Here is a 24,370-nt window from a genome sequence, read left to right on the forward strand (position 1 = left end):
ACCCTTACTCTTTGTAACAAACAGATACACTCTTTATATTGAAATAATGGAGTTTATTATTGTCACGTCGTTAGATTAAGGATATGGCATTACGGTTTTATCATCAGTATTAACGGATAAATAATAATTTTTATCTGACTCTTCATAGCGATTAAAGCTAAATAAGAAACACTGCTGGCAATCGAAAATAGGTTGTGAATAATTGAGTGCTAAATTACTACCACCATTACGGTAATATTGGCTATCTAATGCTAACCCTACCGCGACTAATGCTTGTTGGTGATTATTAAATTCAGGCGCTTTACTTAGATCGGTAAGGTAATGGCCTGCATTATATTTCAGACGGTACATCTTATTATCATCAGCAACTAAAATATCACGCCATCCATTATGTGATTCATCTGCAACCAGGATGGGCTGATAAATGTTTTGCCATTGTGCTAATTTTTTTTGAACATGACTAAATAAAAAACCTTGGCAGCCTTTTTCAGTACAATACTCTTCCGTTTGCATAAGAATAAAGACTTCATCACGCCCATTGTTATTTAAATCAGCATATCCATAAAGATAAGGAAATAAGTCACCTTCAGTCACGGGTAATGATTGATCTGGCTCTAATATGTATTTATGTACGATTTCCGAAGCAAATTCCGCACGCTCTTTATCATTATCTAAATGCAATGAATCTTTAGTCTGTGTTAATAAATTATCATTATGGATTCTATCTACAACTAATATTGCACCGACAAACACTATCGCAAACAATAAATACAACGCCCCATATTTAATCATGCCGACACCTTTTATTCGCTTATCCTCCTATAGTGTACTAACTGTGATACTTTTTGCAGGCTCTGTTGTAATAAAAACCACTTAAAAGTGAGGCCAAAGAATAATTATGCGCCTATCCATTCAGGTTCTTTTTTCTTCCACCTTTTGGCTCATGAAGAACACGTCGATGCCAAATTGAATAATGCCGTAAAGCCGCAGGCCCATGAGCAATAAAGACTGAAAGTAATAATACTGTAATATAGATATTAGGTTGTTGCTGAGGAACCAATATAATTGAAGCCAGTAAAGCTAACTTAACAAAAGTTAATACGCCTTTAAGTTGAATTAACCACAACTTTGAACGATAAATCTCTTGTGACATCATCAAAAGACCACTGAACATGGCCAGTAACCACCAATTAAGCCATAGCGCTTTATCAAGATCGAAAATAAACCCGCCACTCGATATAGCAACACCTAAGATATGTAGTGCACGAATAGACGTTTTACTTAAACGCTGAATCCAAAAACGGGTTTCAGAAAGAGAATATTGGTTGTCGTTGTGCGATGAAGCTTTAGTCATTATGGCATCACTAGTAAGTAAAAAAACACTACTAGCATAACGTATTTATTTAAAAGGCTAAACCTTAGGATTTAAACGCTATAAATTCACAAATCACACCATCTCTAACTCGATAACAATCTATTCCTGCCGCATATGCAGCTTGGCAACCTAATTCAGTATCTTCAAATACCACACATTGTGCTGTTGGTACATCAAGTAAACGTGCCGCTTCAATAAAGGTATCAGGTAATGGTTTATGACGCTGGACATCATTTGCAGTGACCACTGCATCTAACAAGGGAAAAATACCTAAGGTTGTTAATATATCTAAAGCGTGGTGACGATAACATCCTGTCCCCACAGCAATACGTTTATTTACGTTTTTTTGTTGCTGCAACACAGCAAATGTAGCTGGAATAATATCGCCCTTATGCTTGATCTCATCAAAATGGCGTAATTTACTCATCACAAGTAACTGGGGATCGGCATCAATCTCGTGTTTGTTTAATAATGCTATCGCTGTATTTATCGTGGGTGAGCCTCCCATTGAATAAAACCAATCGTGCTCAAATGGCAACCCAAAATCATGACATGTGTGTTGCCATGCTTTTATATGTGCGGGCATTGAATCAACCAATGTGCCATCCATGTCAAAAATAATCCCTTGGTATAACGATAAATCCATTAAACACTCCTGATTTTGATTCTATTTATGCATATTTTAGATAATAGCCGTTACCACTAAAAAGGCGTGGTATTACTGCATACTGAAGCTAGTGCTAATGCACTTGATTGATAGCCATTATTACTAAAAATATTATCATTAATAACAAGACTCTTGCTATTTAACCATTGTTGCTCACTAGAACCATTACCATAAGGTATTCTATAGACTGAAAATTGACGATCATTAGTGCTAAAAATTAAATTAACAGGTACATGTGCTGTATTATGTGTACGGTTAGAATAATAGCTAAAAGTTCCCTGACAATCTTTTACAATATAAGAGCCATTAATACTGCGTACTGCAATATAAGGTTGTCGAGTACCTTCATAGTAACGTTGTTGCCATAAACCCGTAGTATGCATCATCATTATTCGAGCTACATTATTTATAGAATCGGCATAATCAACAGTTGCAAGTTGAGTGGCAATAACATTTTTAACTTGAGCAGCAATAGGAACAGGAACCAAATCTGGAGCCTGAGATAGTGGCTGCTGATGTTGTCTTTGATAATGAAAAAATCCTCCTGTCACGACAATAATGACAAAAAGAATAAATAACATAACAAAACAATATTTTTTATTCGACTTTTTAGAGATGGAATTTTTATTCTCCCCTTCATCTAATTGGCGACGTAAAAAAACCAGTTGCTTATTAAGACTATTATTCGCCGCTTGTAATAATAACAATGTTTGCCGTGCACTGTTTTCACCCGCAGTAAAAGCATGCTCAACATTTTGCTTATGTTGTTCAAGTAAATCTTGTAGTTTTTCTTTTTCTTTAACCAGTTCTGCTATTTTACTTTTAAAATCATTACCTTGATCATTCTTCTCTGCCTGTTTAAGGATGGCATCTGAGCATTTTTTATTACCCTCACCTTTAATTACTTGTTGATAGGCCATGCTCAACATCTGCATTAATGCTTGAGAGCCTCCTTTATCAGGATGTAGCCTATTTGATAATTGACGATATTTTTTCTTTATCTCTGTTGTCGAACAGCTATCATCAGTACCAAGTAATTCATGAAATGTTGTCATTAATCAAATCATCAAAAAAAGTATAATATAATTATAAACAACTCCTCTATTACCTGTAAATGATGATCCACCCGCTATGATTCTTTATAATTATTTGATCGAAACTTTCCCGGAGAACAACCGATGTGTTTTTTAAATACTCGAGAAAAATACGAAACATCTTTAAAGCCTGCAGAAGTTGCCACTGATGCGATTTTTTCATGATCAGAACTTAATAATCCACAGGCTAAATCTAATCTTTTTTGAATAATATACTGTTTTAATGTAACACCCATTGTTGTATGAAATAATCGAGAAAAATAAGTAGCTGAAAAATCACACGCTTTCGCTAATTCTTCCTCTCGCAGTGGCGCACTAATATCATTATCAATAATAGATAATGCAGGTAATATAGATCGTTCACGTTGTGATATATCATCATCAATAACAATTTCTTCTTTATGAGTATGTAGCCGACTTAAACAACTATCAATTTTTTGTCTATTAGCACTAGCAACTAAAATATCTTCCGCACCAGCTCGTAATGCAACAATCGCTAACTCAGAATCTAAATCATGATAAACAATCACAATTTTAACAATAGGATAATGTTGTTTGATAATTCGTAATAATTTAAAACCATTAGATTGTGAATTTTCAATTTCAATGAAAATCAATTCATATCCAGTCATCGTTAATAACAATTCATAAGGTGATATTTCTAAAACATTATGATATTTAACAAGATTATTTTTAACACTGGTATATTTTTCTTTATGGCAGCAATTAACCCAGATCATATTACCCCCGAACACCACAACTAACACACTTGGTTATCCAACTTTACGTCTTTAATATAAAGCGTATTTATACCTTTAAATAAGAAAATAATTACATGCTATTAATAAAATAATTTAATCTTATTAATTCTGCTGTTCCAAATATTAGATTTCAACACTATTACTTCAATATACCAATAGAAAATAAAACGATAATCAAAAAGAATATTCAACAGGTTATAGCGTTACCTGACTCATGTCAGCGATTTGAATAAGTCATTGTTTTGTGATGCATATCTAATAACAATAACAAACGGTTATCGGGATATTATAGATACGGTCAATAATAGCAGCAGTTCTTATATTTTGATTAAACGTAAATGACTTCTTTTTTAGCCTCAATTCGTTCTTTTTCTGTATACCCGTTGTTAGCCTGTAGCTTAGTATCTCAAATAAATATTGCTCATGCTGCTGAACATGATCGCCCTTATGTCGTGGCCGCTTATTATCCTGATTGGAAAGTCTATACACCTAACAACCCATACTCTGCTAGCATGGTTCCAGCGGAGAAATTAACTCATCTTATTTACGCATTTCTAGCAGCCTGTGGGCCCGTCGACTCTTCACCTGATAACATCAAAAAAATAATTAAAACCCAATGTAAAGATAAACCTATTGGCACAGCCATTATTTTAGATGAATATGCCGCACTACAAATAAAACTTGCGGGTAAAACGGCCAAGAATGTCAGTTATAAAGGTAATTTTGGCCAATTAAAACTACTGTCAGAAAAACACCCTCACTTAAATATCCTTCCAAGTTTTGGTGGCTGGAGCCTTTCAGAACCCTTTCATACAATTGCCGTTAATTCTATTTATCGCCAGACATTTGTAAACTCTGCCATAGATTTAATCACGAAATACGATTTTTTTGATGGTATCCAAATTGACTGGGAATATCCTGGTGGGTACGGGTTATCAGGAAAAGGCAAGGATACAGTATCGCAAGAGCGAGAAGCCTATAGCCTTTTAATTGCGGAATTACGGCATAAATTAGATAGCTTAGGAAGTAAGAATAACCGTCATTACCAACTTTCAGCGGCAATCAACGCCGACAAAAAAACCTTACCCGGTATCAACTGGACCCATGTTGCTAATCATTTAGATCAACTCTATTTAATGAGTTTTGATTTCTTAGGCAATTGGAGTAACGTCGTTGGCCATCACAGCAATCTATACAGTACCTCCAATACACCAAATAATAATTCTGTGGATAATCTAGTAAAAACACTGATAGAAAAACAGGTTGATCCACATAAGATTATTATTGGTAGTGCTTTTTATGGCAGAGGATGGCAAGGTGTTGATGTTATATTCCCCGACAAACTTGAAAATTTACAGAGCTTAGGTGGATTAGGTAAAGGTTCTGACATTAAAGATCCTGGGTATTTTACTTACAGTGATATCAGCAAATATTTTATTAACAATCCTAAATTAGGCTATCGTTATTACTATGACCAGCATGCAGAAGCTGCTGTACTCTATAATCAAAAAAATAAAGAATATATTAGTTTTGAAGATAAACGTTCTCTCAAAGCTAAAGCGGATTATGCAAAGCAACATAAACTTGGCGGGGTGTTTGGTTGGGAAATTACCTCTGACGCTAATAATGAACTGATCACCATACTCGATAATAATTTAAATCCTTAGTTATCAAGTATAACTTACTATTAATATCAATTGCGCTAGCATAACTGATGGCTCTTTAGCTGGTTTATTTTTATACGGAATATTCCTTTTATTGTCCTCTGACGCTTATTTTATTTCGCTAGCGCTTTTTTTTTTACTTTTTTGCTGACAATCACATTTTTATCCCCTAACATTGCGGGCGAAATGAGTTCCGATGAAGATAGCAGGAGAGCGGCCATTGACGAATACCATGATGGTATAACACGTCGGCCCGCCGAAGAAGTAAGCGAAAAACAACATGATCCCATCAGGTTGTCACTCGTAAATCTTTCAGGCACCAGGTTGCAGTAATGCAATAGGTATGGACTGTTATTGGAGGAGCCTCTGGAGAGACTCGTTAAATCGAGCGCCGAAGGAGCAAACCGTTGCAATATAACGGTGAAACTCTCAGGCAAAAGGACAGAGGAGATAAGAGCAGCAACCAGAAGCCATTCTGTAACTAACATTTACCTGTTGTTCTGTATCTCTTCCTTTGTACGTTGAAGGAGGAATAATGAATCCACTACATGACACAATTTTTAATTTTCTACGCACGTTAGATAGCTTTGTTTGGGGACCGCCCCTATTAATTTTATTAGTAGGCACAGGTTTATACCTCACAATTCGACTTGGTTTTATCCAGATTCGATACCTACCACTGGCATTACAATATGTTTTTGGTGGTAAAAAAGATCCAGATAGCCGTGGCGAAGGTGACGTTTCAAGCTTTGCTGCTTTGTGCACTGCTTTATCTGCAACAATTGGTACAGGTAATATTGTTGGTGTTGCAACCGCAATTAAACTCGGTGGTCCCGGTGCACTATTTTGGATGTGGCTTGCTGCTTTATTTGGCATGGCAACAAAATATGCGGAATGTCTATTAGCCGTTAAATACAGAGAAGTTGACGCTAATGGTCAAATTCTTGGTGGCCCAATGTACTACCTTGAAAAAGGGGTTGGCAGTAAATGGCTTGCTAAACTGTTTGCAATTTTTGCTGTGGGTGTTGCTTGTTTTGGTATTGGTACCTTTCCACAAGCAAACGCTATAGTAGAAGCTGCACATATTTCATTTAGCGCACCTAAAGAAATTACGGTTGTTATATTAACGCTCTTAGTTGCAACAGTAACATTAGGCGGTATTCAATCAATTTCTAAAGTAGCAAGTACGGTTGTACCACTGATGGCTGGCTTTTATATTATGGCTTGCTTAATCGTTTTAGGTACTAACTTCCATGCACTACCCGCTGCCATTGAAACGGTTATTCAATCAGCCTTTACGGGTCATGCGGCTACGGGTGGTTTTGTTGGTGCCGGAATGATGCTTGCGATTCAATCAGGTATTGCCCGAGGTGTATTCTCAAATGAATCAGGACTAGGCAGTGCGCCTATTGCTGCCGCTGCGGCGCAGACAAATTCATGTGTACGCCAAGGCTTAGTCTCAATGACAGGTACGTTCTTTGATACGATCATCATCTGTACAATGACAGGCTTAACCCTTGTAGTAACAGGTGCATGGACTGGTGATTTCGCTGGTGCAACCATGACAACACATGCCTTTGCTGCTGGTTTGAATTCTGATTACTATGGTCCGTTAATGGTCTCTGTTGGCCTAATGTTCTTTGCCTTTACTACTATTTTAGGTTGGAACTACTACGGTGAGCGCTGTATTACGTATTTATTTGGCGTAAAAGCAATCATGCCATACAAGTTAGTTTTCTTAGTCCTCATCGCAAGTGGCGCTTTCATGCAACTTGATATGATTTGGGTTATTGCTGATATTGTTAATGGTTTAATGGCTATTCCAAACCTGATTGGTTTAGTGGTATTACGCCATGTTGTTATTGCTGAAACTCAGCAATACTTCGCAAGCCTAAAGTCACAGCGCGAAAATAACGATCCAATCTCAGTAAGCTAATTAATCTTAGCTCACAATAAAAAGCCTCAGTCCATCACTGCAACGTGATACTGAGGCTTTTTTGCTTCTTATTAATCCTGTTTTACTTATTAAACCGTCTCTTGCTTGCCATAAGCAGTCCATCATCATCTCGCTCAGCTCTAACGCCCCTCTTATTACATCGATATCTATCACATCCTTAGGCTCTTCAACAGTAACACCATTAACAAGCTAATCATTACCACGTTACCAACATCAATACAGATGAATGTGACTCTTCTATATTTGATACTAATCTACGCAATAACACATACCCTGCCCTTCCTGCTCTTCCTGCTCTTCCTGCTCTTCCTGCTCTTCCTGCTCTTCCTGCTCTTCCTGCTCTCGCATTATTAACAAAAAAAAACGGATGCCAATGACTTTATCAGTCGGCATCCGTTTAATTTTATACTTTTAACTTATGAGATTAGCTTATGATTATGCTGCGGTTACTGCCGCTGGTGTATCTTCACCACGCATAACACGTGTTAGCTTAGGCGCAATAATCATAGTGAACAGAGCAATACCCGCAGTAGAGTAACCAATAATACCAAACACATGGCTATATAACATTAGTGTTTGATGCGGTTCAATAACGTTTGCAGGCGCTGCAGTTAGCGTCGCAACCCAACCCGCAACAACCGCAGCAGTTGCTGATGTTAGGAACCACATACCCATTGCAAAGCCCATCATACGTTGTGGTACAAGTTGAGCTACCATTGCTAAACCAAGACCAGATACGAATAACTCACCGATAGATTGGAATCCATAAGAAACAATAAGCCAGTTTGAATCAACAATACCATCGCTATTGGCAAAATGCGCACCAAGTACTAACACTAAGAATGACAAGCTACATAACACCATGCCCAATGCAAATTTAAATGGCATAGAGAAACGATCGCCATATTTATTGTAAATCATCGCAAGTACTGGGCTGGCAATCATGATCCATAATGGATTAAGTGCTTGAAACTGTTCAGGCGCAACACTGATACCAAATAAGTCATGAGAAATATTATGGATAGCAAAGAAGTTCAGTGATGTCGGCATTTGGAAATAAAGAACAAAGAACACTACACCTTGTAGCATTAATATAAAGGCAACGAACATTTTTGCACGTTCAATACCTGATGTTGAGAATAGCTCTTTAAAGTACAAACCAACAATTGTACAACCAACAACAATTAAAATAGCATGTGCATAAAATAGGTGCTGTAATAATACTGAGCTAACAAAACTTAATACAATAGTACCGATAACAACGCCAAGGTAATATGTTTTGTTAACAGGCTTCATATCCGGCTTAGAACCGATAGTTTTAACAATATGACCACTAATAAAGAAGTTAATAAGAGTAATAACCAGGCCTGCAGCACTCACACCAAAAGCAAAGTCATAACCAAATCTTTCTGCGATCCATGGTGATAATAGCATTGAGAAAAACGAACCTAGGTTGATAGCCATATAGTACATTGTAAATGCACCATCTAGGCGGGGATCGTCTTTACCATAAACTTTTGCTAGTAAACTTGAAGGGTTTGCCTTAAATAAGCCATTACCCATGGTAATAAAGCCCATTGCTATATAGATAAGATCTGAACCACCGTAACCACTGGTTGCAGATAAACCTAATAAAGCATAACCAACAACAAGCACCATCGCGCCTAATCTGATGGTTCTTTTTGTTCCGAGAACTTTATCCCCTACCCAGCCACCGATAGCAACAGAGCCATAAACTAATGCAGAAAAGGCACCAAATAAAGTAAAAGAAGCAGTTTCTGACATGCCAAGAATTTTAACCATATAAACAGTTAAAATTGCTTGCATACCGTAGAAACCAAAACGTTCCCAGAATTCAATTGAAAATATCAAATAGAACGGTTTTGGTTGTTTAAATACGTTCCCGTCAGACATATGCTGTTTCCTTGAAAGGTTTCAGGTAAAACTAATCTAAACACGTATATTTCTTAGTGTTATTTCGCCCCAATGTGAAATAACAAGAATAATGACGCTATACCGTTTTATTAGTAATGAATATAAAATAAAAAGCAGCTACAGATTATAGTTATGCATTTTCTTACATTAAGACTGAAATAAAACAATAAATAAAGACACCGAAAATGGAATATTAAATACCACCAATATGTTATTTTTATTAATTTCTTTTTAAACATACAATTACAGCATTAAAACATCGTTCGAATATTAATTTAATATATTATCATTTATTTAAATATAATTATTACAAATAATAATGATTATCATTTCTGTTTAAGGTAATAGAAATAGACTCTTTTATAATCTTTTTTATCTCTTCCTATACTATTATTTAAAAACGAGAATATAGGTCATATTGTTAGATTAATTACGTTACTTATTTTTACTCTTATTAAGTTTTACTCAATATAAATATTCAATATGAAGAATAAGGTAAGTATTATGCGAACTACATTATCACGGCGTCGTTTTATGCAATTTACTGCAAGTGGTATTATTGGATTAACCATGGGGAATAAATTTCTTATACGCCCAGCATATGCGGCGGATCTTCCTCATCTAGAAGAAAGTAACCCACAAGCTGTCGCACTAAAATATGTAAATCAATCGACGGTCAAGAACCAGCAATGCAAAAACTGCTTATTAATTCGCAATGGTATCAATAATAATCACTGGCAACCTTGTGCTCTATTCCCAGGTAAAGCAGTCAATATCAATGGTTGGTGTTCAGCTTATGCACCCAAACCCGCATAAGTATTATTTCCCGTTATCATTTAAAAATGCCTGCGTCATAGCGCAGGCATTTTTATATTATTACCGTTATTCGTTTAGCGGTAACAACGCTCACCCCAACGCGCTAATCCCGCCGTTACAGAACCAAAGTAGCTCCCGCTTACGATAGGAATATTCGGTAACTGTTGCTCTATGCATTGGCGTAAAATAGGTGAACGTGCAGTACCACCGGTCATGAAGATAGCATCAGGCTTAATTTGACTTTGAGCCATCGCTTCAATGACAAGCTCTCGCATTTTCTCTTTCGGTGTTTCAATTGCTTCTGCTAACTGCTGTGCTGAAATATCCACATGAAATAAATCTTGCATCAATGCCATATTCACCGTGTGGTGAGCTTGGCTCGATAGTGTAATTTTCGCCTCTTCTGCATGGCGAATAATCTGATAACCAAGTGTCTCATGATACACATGAATCAATCGTGACAATAATTGTGGATCAGCTGCATCGTGACGCAACTTTTCTAGCGCACGTAAATTAGCATCACCGTAAAATTCAGTCTGTGCTGCAACATTATTAATCGCAATCGGGTTCCAAAACTGATTAAACGGCATATCAATACCACGTACCGTTTTGCTGCCTAAACCAAATTGAGGCATAAGTTGTTTAAACGCTAAATGGATATCAAGATCATTACCACCAATACGTTGACCACTATGCGCCAATAAACTTGAACTACGATCGGTTAAATGACGAAAACTAGGTCCCATCTGAATTAATGAGCAGTCAGTTGTACCACCACCGATATCAACCACCAGCACAGTTTTATCTGCGGTTAAGGTTGATTCATACTCAAGCCCAGCAGCAACGGGTTCAAATTGAAAGCACACATTTTTAAAGCCAGCTCGTTTTGCAGCCTGAGATAAAATCCCTTCTGCTTGTTGGTTAGCATTTTCGCCACCAATCCCTTGAAAGTTTACCGGACGTCCAATAACGGTACTGGTGATATCTTGTTGTAAACTTTGCTCGGCCGTACGTTTAATGTTGACCATCATTGCGCAAACAAGATCTTCAAAAAAACTAATTTGACCATCACGTAAGCCATTGGCACCCAAAAATGATTTTGGTGATTTTACATAATAGACTTCTTCGGGATCATCAAGATAAAGATCAAGTGCAGCCTGTCCAAACTGTACATCGCCAGCAACAACCTCAATATCTTCTTCTCGATTAAAAGCCATTGCGCGACGTAAAACTTGCTCACCAACACTGTTTGATGGTGAAACCCCCATAAAGCGATACAGATATTCAGACACTGCTTCTCGTGTCGGTGCACATAAGGTCGACGGAATATATTGATTATTGTTCTCTAACGGTAAAAGTTTAGGCTTACTATCTTCCATCACTGCAACCGAACAATTCGCGGTTCCATAATCAAATCCAATGTACATCGATTAACACTCACATGCGGCAAAAAAGCCGCTAATAATAGCTGATTATAAGGCGCAACACACGGAGATATTCACGCTTAATATTAGATAACCTCTCGGCACCTATAAACGTTTAATATTCGTACACAAATGAATTAAGTGGCACATTTTTTATGAGTTTTTATCATTTTATCGATGCATTTATCATAAATTATCGACATAATGGAATAATTCTTATTTATAAAAGTACCGAAACATGAAACGTATTTATCAAGCTTTTTTTGTTCTACTATTTACTGTTTTTGCATTATCTGGCTGTTCTGATTCAAAAACACCACAAGAAGGTGATCAGTACTCAGTGATCCCAACACCTATGCCTGAAATGAAGGGCATCACCGAAATTTTTTCTCTTTCTTGCGGTCATTGCCGTAAAATGGAAAGCATTCTTCCAGAAATCAAAAAATTAACGAATAGCAATATTAAGCAAGTTCACGTTATTTTTAATGAAAGCGCTCAAAAAGCCGCCTTCATCTTCTATGCCGCAATGGTACAAACAGATAACAACCCAAGCCACGCATTAGTTGAGCAATTATTTGCGTTTGTACAAGACTCACCAAAAGACATGACAGCAGATCAACGTAAAGCTGCTATTGATAAGATCTTCCATGATAACAAACTAAAAAGCCCTTATGAGCTAACAGAAGCTCAACAAAAACAAGTCTTTAAGATGTTCCAACAGTCAGAAGATATTGTCCGTAATGCAGCACTAGAATCAGTGCCTGCCTTCCTAATCAATGGCAAATATCTTGTAAATACCAGCGCTCATAAGAACCTACAAGATTTAGCAAACACCATTGATTATCTAAAAAACAAACAATAATCATTTGAATATTCTGTTATAAATACCTGCCATTGGCAGGTATTTTTTTATTCAAAAAAAGAAGAATAACGAATAAAAACAGTGTGAAGTCATAAACCACTTACCCTAAGATTAATAATCTCGCCATCAATATTTTTTAAATATCACTCCATCATTCTATTTACAGTTAATTATTCATACCCCACCCCATTTTCATAAAAAAGCTATAACATTCACCCTTAATTTGTCGTACAAATATAGGTGCTTATTATAATAGGTATAAATGGATTTTTAACGTTAACAAGGAGGTGCTTGTTATGAGTGATATTGCTTTATCTATCAGTATATTATCACTGGTAGCTGTACTCGGTTTATGGATGGGAAACTGGCGCATTAAAGGCGTCGGTCTAGGTATTGGTGGCGTATTATTTGGTGGAATTATTGTCGGACATTATACCGAAACAATGGGCATCACTTTAAATGCACATACTTTACATTTTATTCAAGAATTCGGTTTGATTTTATTTGTCTACACTATTGGTATTCAAGTTGGACCTGGCTTTTTTGCATCTTTACGTAGTTCTGGTTTAAAACTCAATGGTTTTGCAGCACTGGTCGTATTATTAGGCTGTGTCGTCGCAATCGTGCTATATATTGTTTTTGATGTACCACTCCCCATTTTATTGGGTATCTATTCTGGCGCTGTCACAAATACGCCAGCATTAGGTGCAGGACAACAAATTCTATCAGAGCTCGGTGTATCCGCTGATTTATTAGATATAACCGGTATGGGCTATGCCGTCGCTTATCCTTTTGGTATTTGTGGCATCCTCATCACAATGTGGCTATTACGATTAATATTTAAAGTTAATATTGATAAAGAAGCAATGGTCTACAACTCTAACAGTGGTGACAAAAAAGAAGGCTTACAAACGCTCAACGTTGCCGTTCGCAATCCTAATTTAAATGGCCTTACCTTTGTTCAAATTCCAGCGATCACCGAAGGCGCTATTATTTGTTCACGCTTAAAACGAGGTAATCAACTATCGATACCTAAAGAATCAACCGCGATTGAACTCAACGATGTATTACATTTAGTGGGTACAAAAGTGGCACTTGAGAAAGCACGATTAGTGATTGGTGATATTGTTGATATCTCCCTTTCAACAAAAGGTACTGATTTACAAGTTGAACGTTTAGTGGTCACGAATGAAATTGTATTAGGCAAAAAAATTCGTGAATTGGAATTAAAAGAAAAATATGATGTGGTGATTTCTCGGCTTAACCGAGCCGGTGTTGAATTAGTACCTAATAGCCAAACATCACTCCAATTTGGTGATATTCTTAACCTTGTTGGTAGTAAAGATGCTATTGCTGCCGTAAGCGGCATGGTGGGTAATGCTGAACAAAAACTCCAACACGTACAAATGCTACCTATCTTTATTGGTATCGGCTTAGGTATCTTATTAGGTTCAATTCCTTTGTATCTACCAGGATTTCCTGCCGCACTCAAGCTTGGTCTTGCTGGTGGACCTTTAATTGTTGCCTTAATACTGGCTCGTATTGGTAGTATTGGTAAACTTTATTGGTTTATGCCACCTAGCGCTAACTTAGCATTACGTGAAATAGGTATTGTCTTATTCTTGGCGGTGGTGGGATTAAAATCAGGCAGTGGTTTCATTGACACTTTGGTCAATGGTGATGGTTTTAGTTGGATGGCTTATGGTGCCTTAATCACTTTCATTCCTTTAATCATTACAGGCTGTATTGCGCGCATATTTGGTGAACTTAACTACCTTTCTATGTGTGGCATGTTAGCCGGATCAATGACAGATCCACCAGCACTAGCATTTGCAAATGGACTGCATCCTAGTAATGGTGCTGCGGCACTTTCATATGCAACCGTTTATCCTCTAGTGATGTGTTTACGTATTTTATCACCGCAAATACTGGCGATCCTACTCTGGATTGGATAACAAAAAACAGCCATTATCGTCAATATTTAAACGATAATGGCTGTTACTCACGACTAAAAAATATCGAACAATTCAACAGCAGCTTATTAATCAACAAACACTAAACATGGCATGCCATTATGATCTATTTTATCAATACCGGTTTTAAACACTGCTTGTAAACTCTCAACAGCCATAACCTGCTCAACACCACCAAACGCAACACATCGTCCCTGATCTAGCAACATCACATTATCCGCTTCACGTAAGGTTCGATTGAGATCATGATTCACCATAACAACCGTAATACCCTGCTGTGACATTTTTCGGACTAATTGATACATCGCCGCTTCTTGACCAATATCTAAAGCGGCAGCAGGTTCATCAAGCAATAATAGCGTTGCTTCGGGGTTAATCGTTGGCCAAACTTGTAAACATGCAGCGGCAAGTCGTACTCGTTGCCATTCACCACCAGATAATTGTTGAATATTGCGTGATAACTTATCTTGAATATCTAGACGCTGACATATTTCATCTAATGCCAATTGCAATTGTGTCATGTCAACATTCTGCAAAGCAGAAACCGCCAAAGATAAATATTGAAATACAGGAATAGAAAAACTGGGTTTATCTTGTTGTGATAAATAACTACGAACATGTGCTAACGATGGCAAATCATAATCCGCCAAATCAATATTCAGTAATTTAATACGACCACTATAATCAAATAATCCTGATAAAATAGAGAGTACTGTACTCTTACCGCTACCATTAGGCCCTATAACATGCGTGATTTGCCCAGAATAAAGAGTTAATGACAACGGTAACAACCGTGGCACAAAAGCGATATTTTGAGCAGTTAAAACGACAGTCATTGATGTCGAGCTCGCGTCATTATCCAATTTTGTTGCCATAATTTAATCCAACTGCGAACGCATCAGCATCCAAATAAACACGGGTGCGCCTAGTGACGTTGTCACCACTCCAATAGGTAGATCTGCGTCAGCTAATAATACTCGTGATAAGGTGTCAGCTAATACTAATAATATGCCGCCACAAATAGCAGAAAGAGGCAGTAAATACCGATTTTCAGTACCAAACTGTAACCGTAATAAGTGCGGGACAACTAAACCAACAAACCCAATCACCCCAGCAAGTGCCACCGAACAGCCCACCAATAACGAGATCATCAAAATCAATAACCATCGAATACGTCTAACATCGACGCCTAATTGCCGCGCAGTCACATCACCCAGCATCATCACATCCAATGATTTACCTTGCATACAAAGCACGATCAATACTGGCACAATCACAAATAAGAGTGACAATTGCTCCCAACTCACACCACCAACACTGCCCATCAACCAATACATCAATTGGCGCATACTTAAATCATCACTGAAATAAAACGCCCATGTCACCACTGCCCCTGATAAAATACCAAGCGCAACGCCAATTAATAATAAGCGCGCCATTGAGATTTTTTGGCGACGTGAAAAGCCAACGAGAATAAGAGTAAACAATAACGCGCCAGCCATCGCTGCCATCATGGTAATAAAAGGCGTTGGTGTAATAGCGGTCACAAAAAGTAATAGCACTACGGCCAGACTGGCACCACCCGAAATACCTAACACACCAGGTTCTGCTAATGGATTACCTAATAATACTTGTAATACCGCCCCTGAACTTGCCAATGCCGCACCAACAATTAAGGCGGCTAATACGCGTGGTATTCGTAATTGTAATAATAATTGTTGCTCAAGTGCGCCATTCGGAGCCCACGGTAAAATCCAGACTTCACCAACAGCAACAGCAAACACACAAATAACCACTAACAGCAGCGACGACACAATCAAACAGGTACGCCATCGTCGTTGCTGTCGGGATAATAATTCATTTAACAACATCAATACTTATTACGCTCAAAGAATAAGGCTAAATACCATACATAGCCGATATTATAATGCAAATAAATAGAGGAAAAAGAGAAGCATTAAAGGTAGTTATCAATATGATGTGTTAGCTATAGCACAAACTCGCACTTGCTCATCAAAGATCAAATTCGCTTTCTTAACCATCAATGCAGCTCGCTGTCCAAGGATCACATGTCGGTTAGGAAAAACAACCGCCTCACCACCAGTAGCTGCGCTATAAGTTTGATCGCCTTCAATTGCAAAATCATCGCCTTCTGCAAAAAAAGTAAAATTAGCGACATCATCGTTAAAGGTAAAAAAGAAATCATCGTGACGCTTAATAATAGTGCGACTGACTTGATACACCGCAACTTCACTGGTCCAAATAATAGGTAAAGCCGCACCAGTAATTAATTGCAGCATCGCATCTTTAAATGGTGCTAATAACGTAAAATCATTATGCCCAATCTTACCCACTCGTCCAAGTTCTACTGTAAGTGCTTGTGCACCATGATATTCAGCACTGTACCAAGCAAAAGTCGGTGACGGTGTATTAGACAACAATACCGCATCAAGTTTTGCATGGTGAATAAAACTAAACAATTTATTACTGCGCGTCTGTTTATCCGTATAAGGGCTAATAGCAAAGGTGTCGTGTTGTGAGGGGCGAATAGCACAATGCAAGTCAAGATGCCATCGTTCTGGCCTTATGGCAATAGAAGCACCATAGAAGCTGTTGATGGCTAATTGCAGCGCATTAGCAATGCAACATTCATTATTTCGTTCGGGATTTCTTACTTGGAACAAACGATTCATATTTTCAGTCATGAAACGTTGCTGATAATTAACAGCCTCAGGATGAGCAATAATTAATAATAATCGGTGCATGGGTTGAATATGGCCAAGTAAGATACTAGAGGCAACTTGCTGAATAAGTTCTATTGGTGATGTCTCATCACCGTGGATACCAGAAGACAACACAATATCTTTTGCATCACTCGATAGCTCCCTTGGCGTGATCTGTAATACGCCACGGTACAACAATTGACAATGCAACCCAGAATCTAATGTCCATTCTTCTGCTATAAATGGTTGCGAGAAATCACACGTCGCATCAAGGAATCGCCCTCGTTTGATCTGCTCAATTAATGTCATTTCACTACCTCCATGTTCATTATGTTAAACAATCCTTCGTCTTATCTTTGCTCTCTCTTTCATCCTTATAATAACCACCACTACTATTCTAATTATTCAATGTCCCTTTCTCTCAATATAGCCCTCCCATCAACACAATCGCAAAAATAAGATAATAAAAAACCCAAGCAAAAATACATTTACTTGGGTTTCGGTTCGGATCAGCAAACTTGCGAAAGATTTATTTATTAACTTCTAAACTTTCGACACGTGCCTTCAGCTTCTGACCAGGACGGAATGTAACGACACGGCGTGCTGAGATAGGAATATCTTCCCCTGTTTTAGGGTTTCTTCCAGGTCTCTCATTTTTGTCACGCAAATCAAAATTACCAAAACCAGATAATTTAACTTGCTCACCATTTTCTAGAGCCTTCCTAACTTCTTCAAAGAAGACTTCCACCGTATCCTTGGCGTCCCGTTTGCTTAATCCAACATTTTCAAACAGGTTCTCAGCCAAATCGGCTTTTGTGAGCGCCATAGATAACTCCCTCAAGACTATGTTGAATAGATAGTGTCCATACCTACAATATAAAAAGTATGCCACTGTGAATAAGGTATATGTTAATTAGAGATGTAATTTTAAACATTCAAAACTACGGGACTATATTATCCCTCTCACTATTAACTAGACTCAGTCTAAGCCAACTCGCTGATTTTCGCCAACTTTTTTACGTTAACTTCATGTCAAATAACGCCATTTTAGTTGCTAAATTTTACTATAACAATGCATCTAGTTGATCTTGTTTTTATACTCAACAGTGCTAAATCACTAAAAAACTAAAAATATATAGTTAAAAACTCTAATTCATAACGCTAAAATAGAAAATATAACTATTTATCAAACTGTTATTATTTTTTAGATCTAGATCAAAAAAAAGCAGCCCCTAAAGGCTGCTTTTCGAAAACAAAGACTTAAATTTAATTATGATGTTTTTTTAATCACGAAGTAATGCATCAAATTTTTCAGCCAATGCATTAACAATACTTTCTACTGCTGCTGCAATATCAGCTTCTTCTAATGTACGTTCAGTTGATTGCAACGTTAACGCAATTGCAAGACTCTTCTGACCGTCATCAACACCTTTGCCAGTGTAAACGTCAAACAGATTAACTGCTCTTAATAACTCGCCACCGTTATCACGACATGCTGCAATAATATCATTTGCAGCTACATCATTATTAACAACAACAGCAATATCACGACGGTTAGCAGGGAACTTAGACAGTGCTACTGCTTCTGGTAAGTCACGCTTATTAATAGCATCCCACTCAACTTCAAACGCAATAGTACGGCCATTAAGACCAAACTTACGCTCAAGCTCAGGATGAACAGTACCAATAAAGCCAACTTCACGCTCAGTTTCAAGACCGGCATCAACAACAATTGCTGCTGTTTGGCCAGGGTGAAGTGCTGGGTGTTTAGCGGCTTTAAAGCTATAGCTATCTTTTGCTGTTAGCTCAAGAACGGCTTCTAAATCACCTTTAAGATCAAAGAAATCAACAGTGTTAGTTTCAATGTCCCAATGCTCATCACTACGTGTACCAGCAATAACACCTGCAAGCATCATATCTTGACGCATACCGTTTTCAGCATTTTGCTCAGGTACAAAACGTAAACCAGCTTCAAATAAACGTACACGTGGCTGTTGACGCTTTTGGTTGAATACTACTGTATTTAGTAGGCCAGTCCATAAGCTCAAACGCATTGCTGACATATCCGCAGAAATTGGGAATGGCAGAATCAATGGTTCAATTTCAGGCACGATAAGTTTTTGTTGCTCAGGCTCTACAAAGCTGTAAGTAATAGCTTCTTGGAAACCACGGCCAACAAGCAAATCACGTACACGTTTAAGCGGTAAATTCGCTTCTTTATGTAAGTTCATGCTAAGTGCAGCAACAGGCGATTGATTAGGGATATTGTTGTAGCCGAAAATACGACCCACTTCTTCCACTAAATCTTCTTCAATTGCCATGTCAAAACGCCATGCAGGTGCCGTTGCTTTCCAGCCAGCATCTGTTGTTTCAACATCACAGCCAAGACGCGTTAGGATCTCTACTACTTCTTCAGAAGCAATTGAATGGCCTAATAGACGATCTAATTTAGAACGACGTAGTTCAATTGTTGCAGCTTTAGGTAAATCAGCTTCTGATTCAGCTTCAACGATTGGTGCTACTTCACCACCACAAATTTCAACAAGAAGTGCAGTTGCGCGCTCCATTGCTTTCATTTGTAGTGTTGCATCAACACCACGCTCAAAGCGGTGAGAAGAATCAGTATGTAGACCGTAGCTACGAGCACGACCACGGATCGCATCAGGTGCAAAGAATGCACACTCAAGTAGTACGTCTTTAGTCTCAGCATTAACGCCAGAGAATTGACCACCGAAAATACCCGCAATCGCTAGTGCTTGCTTGTTATCAGCAATCACTAGTGTATTGTCGTTTAATTCCGCTTCGTTGCCGTCAAGAAGAGTCAGCTTTTCGCCCTGCTCTGCCATACGAACCACAATACCACCATCAATCTTAGCAAGATCGAAAGCGTGCATTGGCTGACCCATTTCAAGCAATACGTAGTTAGTGATATCTACGATTGCATCAATTGAGCGAGTACCACAGCGACGTAGTTTTTCTTGCATCCATAATGGTGTTTCAGCTTGCGCATTAACATTACGAACAATACGGCCAAGGTAACGTGGACATGCAACAGGTGCTTTAACTTCGATTGAAATCGTATCAGCCGCTGTTGGTGCGATAATATCAAACTGAGGCTCAGTCACTTCAGCGCGGTTCAATACGCCAACTTCACGAGCAAGACCAGCAATGCTTAGACAGTCAGCACGGTTAGCCGTTAGGTCTACATCGATAGTAACATCGTCAAGACCTAGGAACTCACGGAAATCAGTACCAAGAACAGCGTCTGCTGCTAATTCCATGATGCCATCTGATTCAATATCAATACCAAGTTCTGTGAAAGAACAAAGCATACCGTGAGAAGGTTGACCACGTAGTTTTGCCTTCTTGATTTTGAAATCACCAGGCAGAACAGCACCAACAGTTGCAACTGCAACCTTGATACCTTGACGACAGTTAGATGCGCCACAAACGATATCTAGCAACTCTTCAGCGCCAATATCAACTTTTGTTACGCGTAGTTTGTCAGCGTCTGGGTGTGGAGCACACTCAACAACCTGACCTACTTTAACGCCAGTGAATTCACCAGCAACTGCTTCAATACCATCAACTTCCAAACCAGCCATTGTGATTTGGTGAGCTAGTTCTTCGCTGTTTACTGCAGGACTAACCCACTCGCGTAGCCAAGATTCAGAGAATTTCATAGTTTTCTAGCCCCTAGTGCTTACTTGAACTGTTTAAGGAAACGTAAATCGTTCTCAAAGAACGCACGTAAATCGTTAACACCGTAACGAAGCATAGTTAGACGCTCAACGCCCATACCAAATGCAAAGCCTGAATACTTCTCAGGATCGATGTTAACTGAACGTAAAACATTAGGGTGTACCATGCCACAGCCGAGTACTTCTAACCATTTACCGTTCTTACCTTTTACATCAACTTCAGCTGAAGGCTCAGTAAATGGGAAGAATGAAGGACGGAAACGCACTTCAACTTCTTCTTCAAAGAAATTGCAAAGGAAATCGTGAAGAATACCTTTAAGTTGTGCAAAGTTTACGTTCTCATCAACTAACATACCTTCCACTTGGTGGAACATTGGTGTGTGAGTTTGATCGTAGTCATTACGGTAAACACGACCTGGTGCGATGAAACGGAATGGTGGTTTACCCGCTTCCATCGTACGGATCTGAACACCAGAAGTATGCGTACGTAGCATTAGATCTGGGTTAAAGAAGAACGTATCGTGGTCAGTACGTGCAGGGTGATCTTCTGCAATGTTTAGTGCATCGAAGTTGTGGAAAGCATCTTCAATTTCAGGACCCGCTTCAGTTGTAAAGCCAAGCTCACCAAAGAAACTTTCAATGCGTTCAATGGTACGAGTCACAGGGTGAAGACCACCATTTTCAATACGGCGACCAGGTAAAGAAACATCAACAGTCTCAGCGGCAAGCTTTGCTTCAAGCTCTGCACGCTGTAGACCATCTTTACGCTCAACAAGTAATGTTTGTACTACTTGTTTCGCTTTATTAATTTCTTGACCAGCAGTGCGACGCTCTTCTGGTGGTAATTTACCTAGGGCTTGTAGTTGAAGAGTTAAATGACCCTTCTTGCCTAAGAATTGAACTCGAACTTCGTCCAGAGCGACTGATGAATCAGCCTGCTCAATAGCTGCCGTTGCGTTGGCAATAATCTCGTCTAGATGTTGCATCGTATCCTCATCCACCCACAGGTGGCGTCCTTAAGGGAGATATAAAATCGCATAACGATACATACTAAAGAAAGCAGCGTCTAAATCCAAATTGAATCGTAATAAAACAGTAAGTTTGGACGAAAAAAAAACGTCTTTGCCCATTAAAATATGAAATTGTACTTTTTAAGCACACTGAAAATAATTTGGATTGACTATAAAACAGATTTCGCACACCTATATTCCATTTTTCTCTCTTTCTAAAACAAGCCAAAAAAAGTAAATTTCAGCTATATTTAATTTGGAATAATTAGCATGAACACCCAATCTTTTTCAGCCTTAATTAAAATGAGCACTTTTGCATCCTTACTCTGCTTTGGGCTGGTGATCCTCGGTAATTATGGCATGTTCTCAAGTATGCCAATTGAAATGAAAGATAACCTAAGTAATCAAACACACATCGATTTCATTCATATAATCTACTATGTAGGGTTTAATTTCATGTTTGTTGGTTTTCTTGCTTATTTGTTAGTTGGCCTTAAACATTCAAAACAACAAATGAAAGTTTATTTAGCTCAACACCAATAAACATCCGCATTCAATACTCCCTTTTCTAAGCCATAACAAACTACGTTATTATTAAATATAAAAATATGGTTTGTTATGCGACCCAACTCACCTACATTTCAGATATTTTTTATCAATTTTGTTTTAAAATTACTCTTTTCAGTGTAAGTTATGATCAAAATCAATGTTAGGACTTCATAATGAATACTCAAGATCTTGCCGCTCTATCTAAAATCTCAACTATCGCAGCGATTCTTTGTACTGCCCTATTACTGCTTGGTAATTATGGCTTAGCATCAGCAATGCCGATTGCGCCAGAAGACGGCTTTAATTTTATTAATCTTGTGTTCTTTATGGGTTTCAATACGTTATTTGTTACTTTCCTAGCGTTCTTACTGAAAACGCTAGCAACAGCAAACAAAAAGCGTAATCAACGTTATGCGCGAGCATAACCGCTAACCACTCGATTCTATTTTAAAAGCCAGTCATTCTGCTATATAAATGACTGGCTTTTTTATGTCTTGTATTTCTGCATACGCAAAATATGAGTTTCAATATGGTTATAAAACACCAGCCCCATTAGTAATAACAGGAACCACCAGTCATGGATATTGATGTGATCGCTATCAACGCAGATTTTGATGTGGAACTCTGCAAAATAATTAAGCAAGTCGGCGCTGAGTTTGGAGCGGTAGGTGAAGGGTTTGGTCCATCAGATGCTGAAGTGTTAAATATGAGCCACTTTTATCATGATGGTGTCAGTAGTTTATATTTAGTGGCTTTGGTTGATGGCAAACTTGTCGGTGGCTGCGGTATTGCTCCTTTCAATAACAGTAAAACAACATGTGAATTAAAAAAACTGTTTCTGTTACCCGATGGGCGCAAACTTGGATTAGGCAAAAAACTTTCCCTTCAATGTTTAACATACGCACAAACAAAAGGCTTTACAGAATGTTATCTCGATACACTATCGAGCATGCAATCTGCAATACGCTTATATGAAGCTCTAGGCTTTACTCACCTTGATATGCCATTAACAGGCACTCAACATGGCGGTTGTGACGTCTGGATGTTAAAACAGCTCTAGAAAAAAGAAATATTTGTTTAGCGAATAGAGAAGAAGAAGAAAAAATAACATCATATACGAAAAAAGGAGAGCCGAGGCTCTCCTTTTAACATAAAACTAGACTGATAAATTACAGTGCAGCTTTTGCCTTTTCCACAAGAACAGTGAAAGTAGCTTTGTCAAATACAGCGATATCAGAAAGGATCTTACGATCGATTTCGATAGACGCTTTCTTAAGACCGTTGATTAGACGGCTGTAAGACATACCATTTTGACGTGCAGCAGCGTTGATACGAGCAATCCAAAGTTGACGGAAAGTACGTTTCTTCTGACGACGGTCACGGTAAGCATATTGACCAGCTTTAGTAACAGCTTGGAAAGCTACGCGGTAAACACGTGAACGTGCACCGTAGTAACCTTTAGCTTGTTTAAGAACTTTCTTGTGACGTGCACGCGCTTGTACACCACGTTTTACGCGAGGCATAGGAGACTCCTAACTAAAATTAAAAAAAATATAAAACTAAAAACGATTAAGCGAACGGAAGCATACGAGCAACTGCAGCCACTTCACACTTAGGAAGGATTGCATTTGGACGAAGCTGACGTTTGTTCTTAGTAGTACGTTTAGTCAGGATGTGACGCTTAGTAGCGTGCTTAAACTTAAAGCCACCAGCTGTTTTTTTGAAGCGCTTAGCAGCGCCACGATTTGTTTTCATCTTTGGCATGAGATGATAACTCCGCATTGTTGATAGTTAATAATCATAGTAATAGGGCGAACAAAAAGCGCTACTTAAAGCAGCGCTTTTTAGCTACTTGAATG

24 protein-coding genes and 2 riboswitches are annotated in these 24,370 nt (G+C 38.2%); of the genes, 8 read left to right on the plus strand and 16 right to left on the minus strand.

Features of this window, described 5'->3' with window-relative positions; genetic code table 11:
* Positions 1–75: 75 nt before the first annotated feature.
* From ACJZU6_RS10060 to ACJZU6_RS10080, 5 genes are all read right to left on the minus strand, one after another.
* Positions 76–792, minus strand: coding sequence for a hypothetical protein (locus ACJZU6_RS10060; protein WP_408900199.1), 717 nt, complete (start codon positions 790–792; stop codon positions 76–78).
* A 112-nt stretch (positions 793–904) separates the two neighbouring features.
* Positions 905–1,354, minus strand: coding sequence for a hypothetical protein (locus ACJZU6_RS10065; RefSeq protein WP_080157200.1), 450 nt, complete (start codon positions 1,352–1,354; stop codon positions 905–907).
* A 64-nt stretch (positions 1,355–1,418) separates the two neighbouring features.
* Positions 1,419–2,021, minus strand: coding sequence for an HAD family hydrolase (locus tag ACJZU6_RS10070; RefSeq protein WP_408900200.1), 603 nt, complete (start codon positions 2,019–2,021; stop codon positions 1,419–1,421).
* Positions 2,022–2,077: 56 nt separating this feature from the next.
* On the minus strand, positions 2,078–3,097 hold the full coding sequence (locus tag ACJZU6_RS10075; protein ID WP_107276148.1) for a J domain-containing protein: 1,020 nt from the start codon (positions 3,095–3,097) through the stop codon (positions 2,078–2,080).
* Between the two features lie 74 nt (positions 3,098–3,171).
* Positions 3,172–3,876, minus strand: coding sequence for an AraC family transcriptional regulator (locus tag ACJZU6_RS10080; protein ID WP_080157759.1), 705 nt, complete (start codon positions 3,874–3,876; stop codon positions 3,172–3,174).
* 359 nt (positions 3,877–4,235) lie between these two features.
* Between ACJZU6_RS10080 and ACJZU6_RS10085 the strand changes: the two genes are divergently transcribed.
* A complete protein-coding gene (locus ACJZU6_RS10085) occupies positions 4,236–5,564 on the plus strand; it encodes a glycoside hydrolase family 18 protein (RefSeq protein ID WP_408900201.1) in 1,329 nt (442 codons plus the stop codon).
* Positions 5,565–5,757: 193 nt separating this feature from the next.
* Positions 5,758–5,898, plus strand: a riboswitch (glycine riboswitch).
* A 19-nt stretch (positions 5,899–5,917) separates the two neighbouring features.
* Positions 5,918–6,016, plus strand: a riboswitch (glycine riboswitch).
* Positions 6,017–6,096: 80 nt separating this feature from the next.
* Entirely contained in the window at positions 6,097–7,497 is a 1,401-nt protein-coding gene (locus ACJZU6_RS10090) for a sodium:alanine symporter family protein (protein WP_080157196.1), read from the plus strand.
* 270 nt (positions 7,498–7,767) lie between these two features.
* Here the strand turns inward: ACJZU6_RS10090 and ACJZU6_RS10095 are convergent, their stop codons facing one another.
* Both ACJZU6_RS10095 and dtpA read right to left on the minus strand, forming a co-directional pair.
* Positions 7,768–7,911 (minus strand): hypothetical protein, encoded by a 144-nt coding sequence (locus ACJZU6_RS10095; protein WP_408900202.1) that lies wholly within the window; start codon positions 7,909–7,911, stop codon positions 7,768–7,770.
* Between the two features lie 42 nt (positions 7,912–7,953).
* Positions 7,954–9,432 (minus strand): dipeptide/tripeptide permease DtpA, encoded by a 1,479-nt coding sequence (gene dtpA / locus ACJZU6_RS10100; protein ID WP_080156581.1) that lies wholly within the window; start codon positions 9,430–9,432, stop codon positions 7,954–7,956.
* A 525-nt stretch (positions 9,433–9,957) separates the two neighbouring features.
* Between dtpA and ACJZU6_RS10105 the strand changes: the two genes are divergently transcribed.
* Entirely contained in the window at positions 9,958–10,269 is a 312-nt protein-coding gene (locus ACJZU6_RS10105; RefSeq protein ID WP_080156582.1) for a high-potential iron-sulfur protein, read from the plus strand.
* A 74-nt stretch (positions 10,270–10,343) separates the two neighbouring features.
* On the opposite strand, the gene yegD is transcribed toward ACJZU6_RS10105, so the two are convergent.
* Positions 10,344–11,696 carry a molecular chaperone gene (gene yegD, locus ACJZU6_RS10110; protein ID WP_408900203.1) on the minus strand — a complete coding sequence of 451 codons (1,353 nt, stop codon included), beginning with the start codon at positions 11,694–11,696 and terminating at the stop codon, positions 10,344–10,346.
* A 235-nt stretch (positions 11,697–11,931) separates the two neighbouring features.
* On the opposite strand from yegD, the gene ACJZU6_RS10115 reads away from it, so the two are divergent.
* The gene (locus ACJZU6_RS10115; protein WP_327770760.1) at positions 11,932–12,555 is read left to right on the plus strand and encodes a thiol:disulfide interchange protein DsbA/DsbL; all 624 of its coding nucleotides are present in this window, start codon (positions 11,932–11,934) and stop codon (positions 12,553–12,555) included.
* Between the two features lie 296 nt (positions 12,556–12,851).
* Positions 12,852–14,510 (plus strand): putative transporter, encoded by a 1,659-nt coding sequence (locus ACJZU6_RS10120; RefSeq protein WP_408900204.1) that lies wholly within the window; start codon positions 12,852–12,854, stop codon positions 14,508–14,510.
* Between the two features lie 86 nt (positions 14,511–14,596).
* On the opposite strand, the gene btuD is transcribed toward ACJZU6_RS10120, so the two are convergent.
* The 6 genes from btuD to pheS all read right to left on the minus strand — a co-directional run bounded on the left by btuD (position 14,597) and on the right by pheS (position 21,938).
* The gene (gene btuD / locus ACJZU6_RS10125; protein ID WP_408900941.1) at positions 14,597–15,364 is read right to left on the minus strand and encodes a vitamin B12 ABC transporter ATP-binding protein BtuD; all 768 of its coding nucleotides are present in this window, start codon (positions 15,362–15,364) and stop codon (positions 14,597–14,599) included.
* Positions 15,365–15,406: 42 nt separating this feature from the next.
* Positions 15,407–16,399 carry a vitamin B12 ABC transporter permease BtuC gene (btuC, locus tag ACJZU6_RS10130; protein WP_080156586.1) on the minus strand — a complete coding sequence of 331 codons (993 nt, stop codon included), beginning with the start codon at positions 16,397–16,399 and terminating at the stop codon, positions 15,407–15,409.
* Between the two features lie 99 nt (positions 16,400–16,498).
* Positions 16,499–17,560, minus strand: a complete 1,062-nt coding sequence (locus ACJZU6_RS10135; protein ID WP_107276152.1) for a succinylglutamate desuccinylase — start codon at positions 17,558–17,560, stop codon at positions 16,499–16,501.
* A 220-nt stretch (positions 17,561–17,780) separates the two neighbouring features.
* A complete protein-coding gene (gene ihfA, locus ACJZU6_RS10140; RefSeq protein WP_036795089.1) occupies positions 17,781–18,077 on the minus strand; it encodes an integration host factor subunit alpha in 297 nt (98 codons plus the stop codon).
* A 457-nt stretch (positions 18,078–18,534) separates the two neighbouring features.
* Positions 18,535–20,934, minus strand: a complete 2,400-nt coding sequence (pheT, locus tag ACJZU6_RS10145) for a phenylalanine--tRNA ligase subunit beta (protein WP_408900205.1) — start codon at positions 20,932–20,934, stop codon at positions 18,535–18,537.
* 20 nt (positions 20,935–20,954) lie between these two features.
* Entirely contained in the window at positions 20,955–21,938 is a 984-nt protein-coding gene (gene pheS / locus ACJZU6_RS10150; protein WP_080156589.1) for a phenylalanine--tRNA ligase subunit alpha, read from the minus strand.
* 294 nt (positions 21,939–22,232) lie between these two features.
* Between pheS and ACJZU6_RS10155 the strand changes: the two genes are divergently transcribed.
* The 3 genes from ACJZU6_RS10155 (at position 22,233) to ACJZU6_RS10165 (ending at position 23,571) form a co-directional block, all read left to right on the plus strand.
* Positions 22,233–22,505 carry a hypothetical protein gene (locus tag ACJZU6_RS10155; protein ID WP_408900206.1) on the plus strand — a complete coding sequence of 91 codons (273 nt, stop codon included), beginning with the start codon at positions 22,233–22,235 and terminating at the stop codon, positions 22,503–22,505.
* Between the two features lie 179 nt (positions 22,506–22,684).
* Complete coding sequence (locus ACJZU6_RS10160; RefSeq protein ID WP_080156591.1) at positions 22,685–22,936, plus strand: phenylalanyl-tRNA synthetase subunit alpha; 252 nt, start codon at positions 22,685–22,687, stop codon at positions 22,934–22,936.
* A 152-nt stretch (positions 22,937–23,088) separates the two neighbouring features.
* Positions 23,089–23,571, plus strand: coding sequence for a GNAT family N-acetyltransferase (locus tag ACJZU6_RS10165; RefSeq protein WP_107276153.1), 483 nt, complete (start codon positions 23,089–23,091; stop codon positions 23,569–23,571).
* A gap of 109 nt (positions 23,572–23,680) precedes the next feature.
* Here the strand turns inward: ACJZU6_RS10165 and rplT are convergent, their stop codons facing one another.
* Positions 23,681–24,034: a 50S ribosomal protein L20 gene (gene rplT, locus ACJZU6_RS10170; RefSeq protein WP_036795101.1), complete on the minus strand. Its 354-nt coding sequence runs from the start codon at positions 24,032–24,034 to the stop codon at positions 23,681–23,683.
* 46 nt (positions 24,035–24,080) lie between these two features.
* A complete protein-coding gene (rpmI, locus tag ACJZU6_RS10175; protein ID WP_005367387.1) occupies positions 24,081–24,275 on the minus strand; it encodes a 50S ribosomal protein L35 in 195 nt (64 codons plus the stop codon).
* Between the last annotated feature and the right edge of the window lie 95 nt (positions 24,276–24,370).

Source organism: Photobacterium piscicola, assembly GCF_046058925.1.
Taxonomy (GTDB): Bacteria; Pseudomonadota; Gammaproteobacteria; order Enterobacterales; family Vibrionaceae; genus Photobacterium; species Photobacterium piscicola.

What these genes read in the sequence shown, in the direction of transcription:
- ACJZU6_RS10060 (WP_408900199.1), bottom strand. Translation starts at nt 792, where the DNA reads ATGATTAAATATGGGGCGTTGTATTTATTGTTTGCGATAGTGTTTGTC.
- ACJZU6_RS10065 (WP_080157200.1), bottom strand. Translation starts at nt 1,354, where the DNA reads ATGACTAAAGCTTCATCGCACAACGACAACCAATATTCTCTTTCTGAA.
- ACJZU6_RS10070 (WP_408900200.1), bottom strand. Translation starts at nt 2,021, where the DNA reads ATGGATTTATCGTTATACCAAGGGATTATTTTTGACATGGATGGCACA.
- ACJZU6_RS10075 (WP_107276148.1), bottom strand. Translation starts at nt 3,097, where the DNA reads ATGACAACATTTCATGAATTACTTGGTACTGATGATAGCTGTTCGACA.
- ACJZU6_RS10080 (WP_080157759.1), bottom strand. Translation starts at nt 3,876, where the DNA reads ATGATCTGGGTTAATTGCTGCCATAAAGAAAAATATACCAGTGTTAAA.
- ACJZU6_RS10085 (WP_408900201.1), top strand. Translation starts at nt 4,236, where the DNA reads ATGACTTCTTTTTTAGCCTCAATTCGTTCTTTTTCTGTATACCCGTTG.
- ACJZU6_RS10090 (WP_080157196.1), top strand. Translation starts at nt 6,097, where the DNA reads ATGAATCCACTACATGACACAATTTTTAATTTTCTACGCACGTTAGAT.
- ACJZU6_RS10095 (WP_408900202.1), bottom strand. Translation starts at nt 7,911, where the DNA reads ATGCCGACTGATAAAGTCATTGGCATCCGTTTTTTTTTGTTAATAATG.
- dtpA (WP_080156581.1), bottom strand. Translation starts at nt 9,432, where the DNA reads ATGTCTGACGGGAACGTATTTAAACAACCAAAACCGTTCTATTTGATA.
- ACJZU6_RS10105 (WP_080156582.1), top strand. Translation starts at nt 9,958, where the DNA reads ATGCGAACTACATTATCACGGCGTCGTTTTATGCAATTTACTGCAAGT.
- yegD (WP_408900203.1), bottom strand. Translation starts at nt 11,696, where the DNA reads ATGTACATTGGATTTGATTATGGAACCGCGAATTGTTCGGTTGCAGTG.
- ACJZU6_RS10115 (WP_327770760.1), top strand. Translation starts at nt 11,932, where the DNA reads ATGAAACGTATTTATCAAGCTTTTTTTGTTCTACTATTTACTGTTTTT.
- ACJZU6_RS10120 (WP_408900204.1), top strand. Translation starts at nt 12,852, where the DNA reads ATGAGTGATATTGCTTTATCTATCAGTATATTATCACTGGTAGCTGTA.
- btuD (WP_408900941.1), bottom strand. Translation starts at nt 15,364, where the DNA reads ATGACTGTCGTTTTAACTGCTCAAAATATCGCTTTTGTGCCACGGTTG.
- btuC (WP_080156586.1), bottom strand. Translation starts at nt 16,399, where the DNA reads ATGTTGTTAAATGAATTATTATCCCGACAGCAACGACGATGGCGTACC.
- ACJZU6_RS10135 (WP_107276152.1), bottom strand. Translation starts at nt 17,560, where the DNA reads ATGACATTAATTGAGCAGATCAAACGAGGGCGATTCCTTGATGCGACG.
- ihfA (WP_036795089.1), bottom strand. Translation starts at nt 18,077, where the DNA reads ATGGCGCTCACAAAAGCCGATTTGGCTGAGAACCTGTTTGAAAATGTT.
- pheT (WP_408900205.1), bottom strand. Translation starts at nt 20,934, where the DNA reads ATGAAATTCTCTGAATCTTGGCTACGCGAGTGGGTTAGTCCTGCAGTA.
- pheS (WP_080156589.1), bottom strand. Translation starts at nt 21,938, where the DNA reads ATGCAACATCTAGACGAGATTATTGCCAACGCAACGGCAGCTATTGAG.
- ACJZU6_RS10155 (WP_408900206.1), top strand. Translation starts at nt 22,233, where the DNA reads ATGAACACCCAATCTTTTTCAGCCTTAATTAAAATGAGCACTTTTGCA.
- ACJZU6_RS10160 (WP_080156591.1), top strand. Translation starts at nt 22,685, where the DNA reads ATGAATACTCAAGATCTTGCCGCTCTATCTAAAATCTCAACTATCGCA.
- ACJZU6_RS10165 (WP_107276153.1), top strand. Translation starts at nt 23,089, where the DNA reads ATGGATATTGATGTGATCGCTATCAACGCAGATTTTGATGTGGAACTC.
- rplT (WP_036795101.1), bottom strand. Translation starts at nt 24,034, where the DNA reads ATGCCTCGCGTAAAACGTGGTGTACAAGCGCGTGCACGTCACAAGAAA.
- rpmI (WP_005367387.1), bottom strand. Translation starts at nt 24,275, where the DNA reads ATGCCAAAGATGAAAACAAATCGTGGCGCTGCTAAGCGCTTCAAAAAA.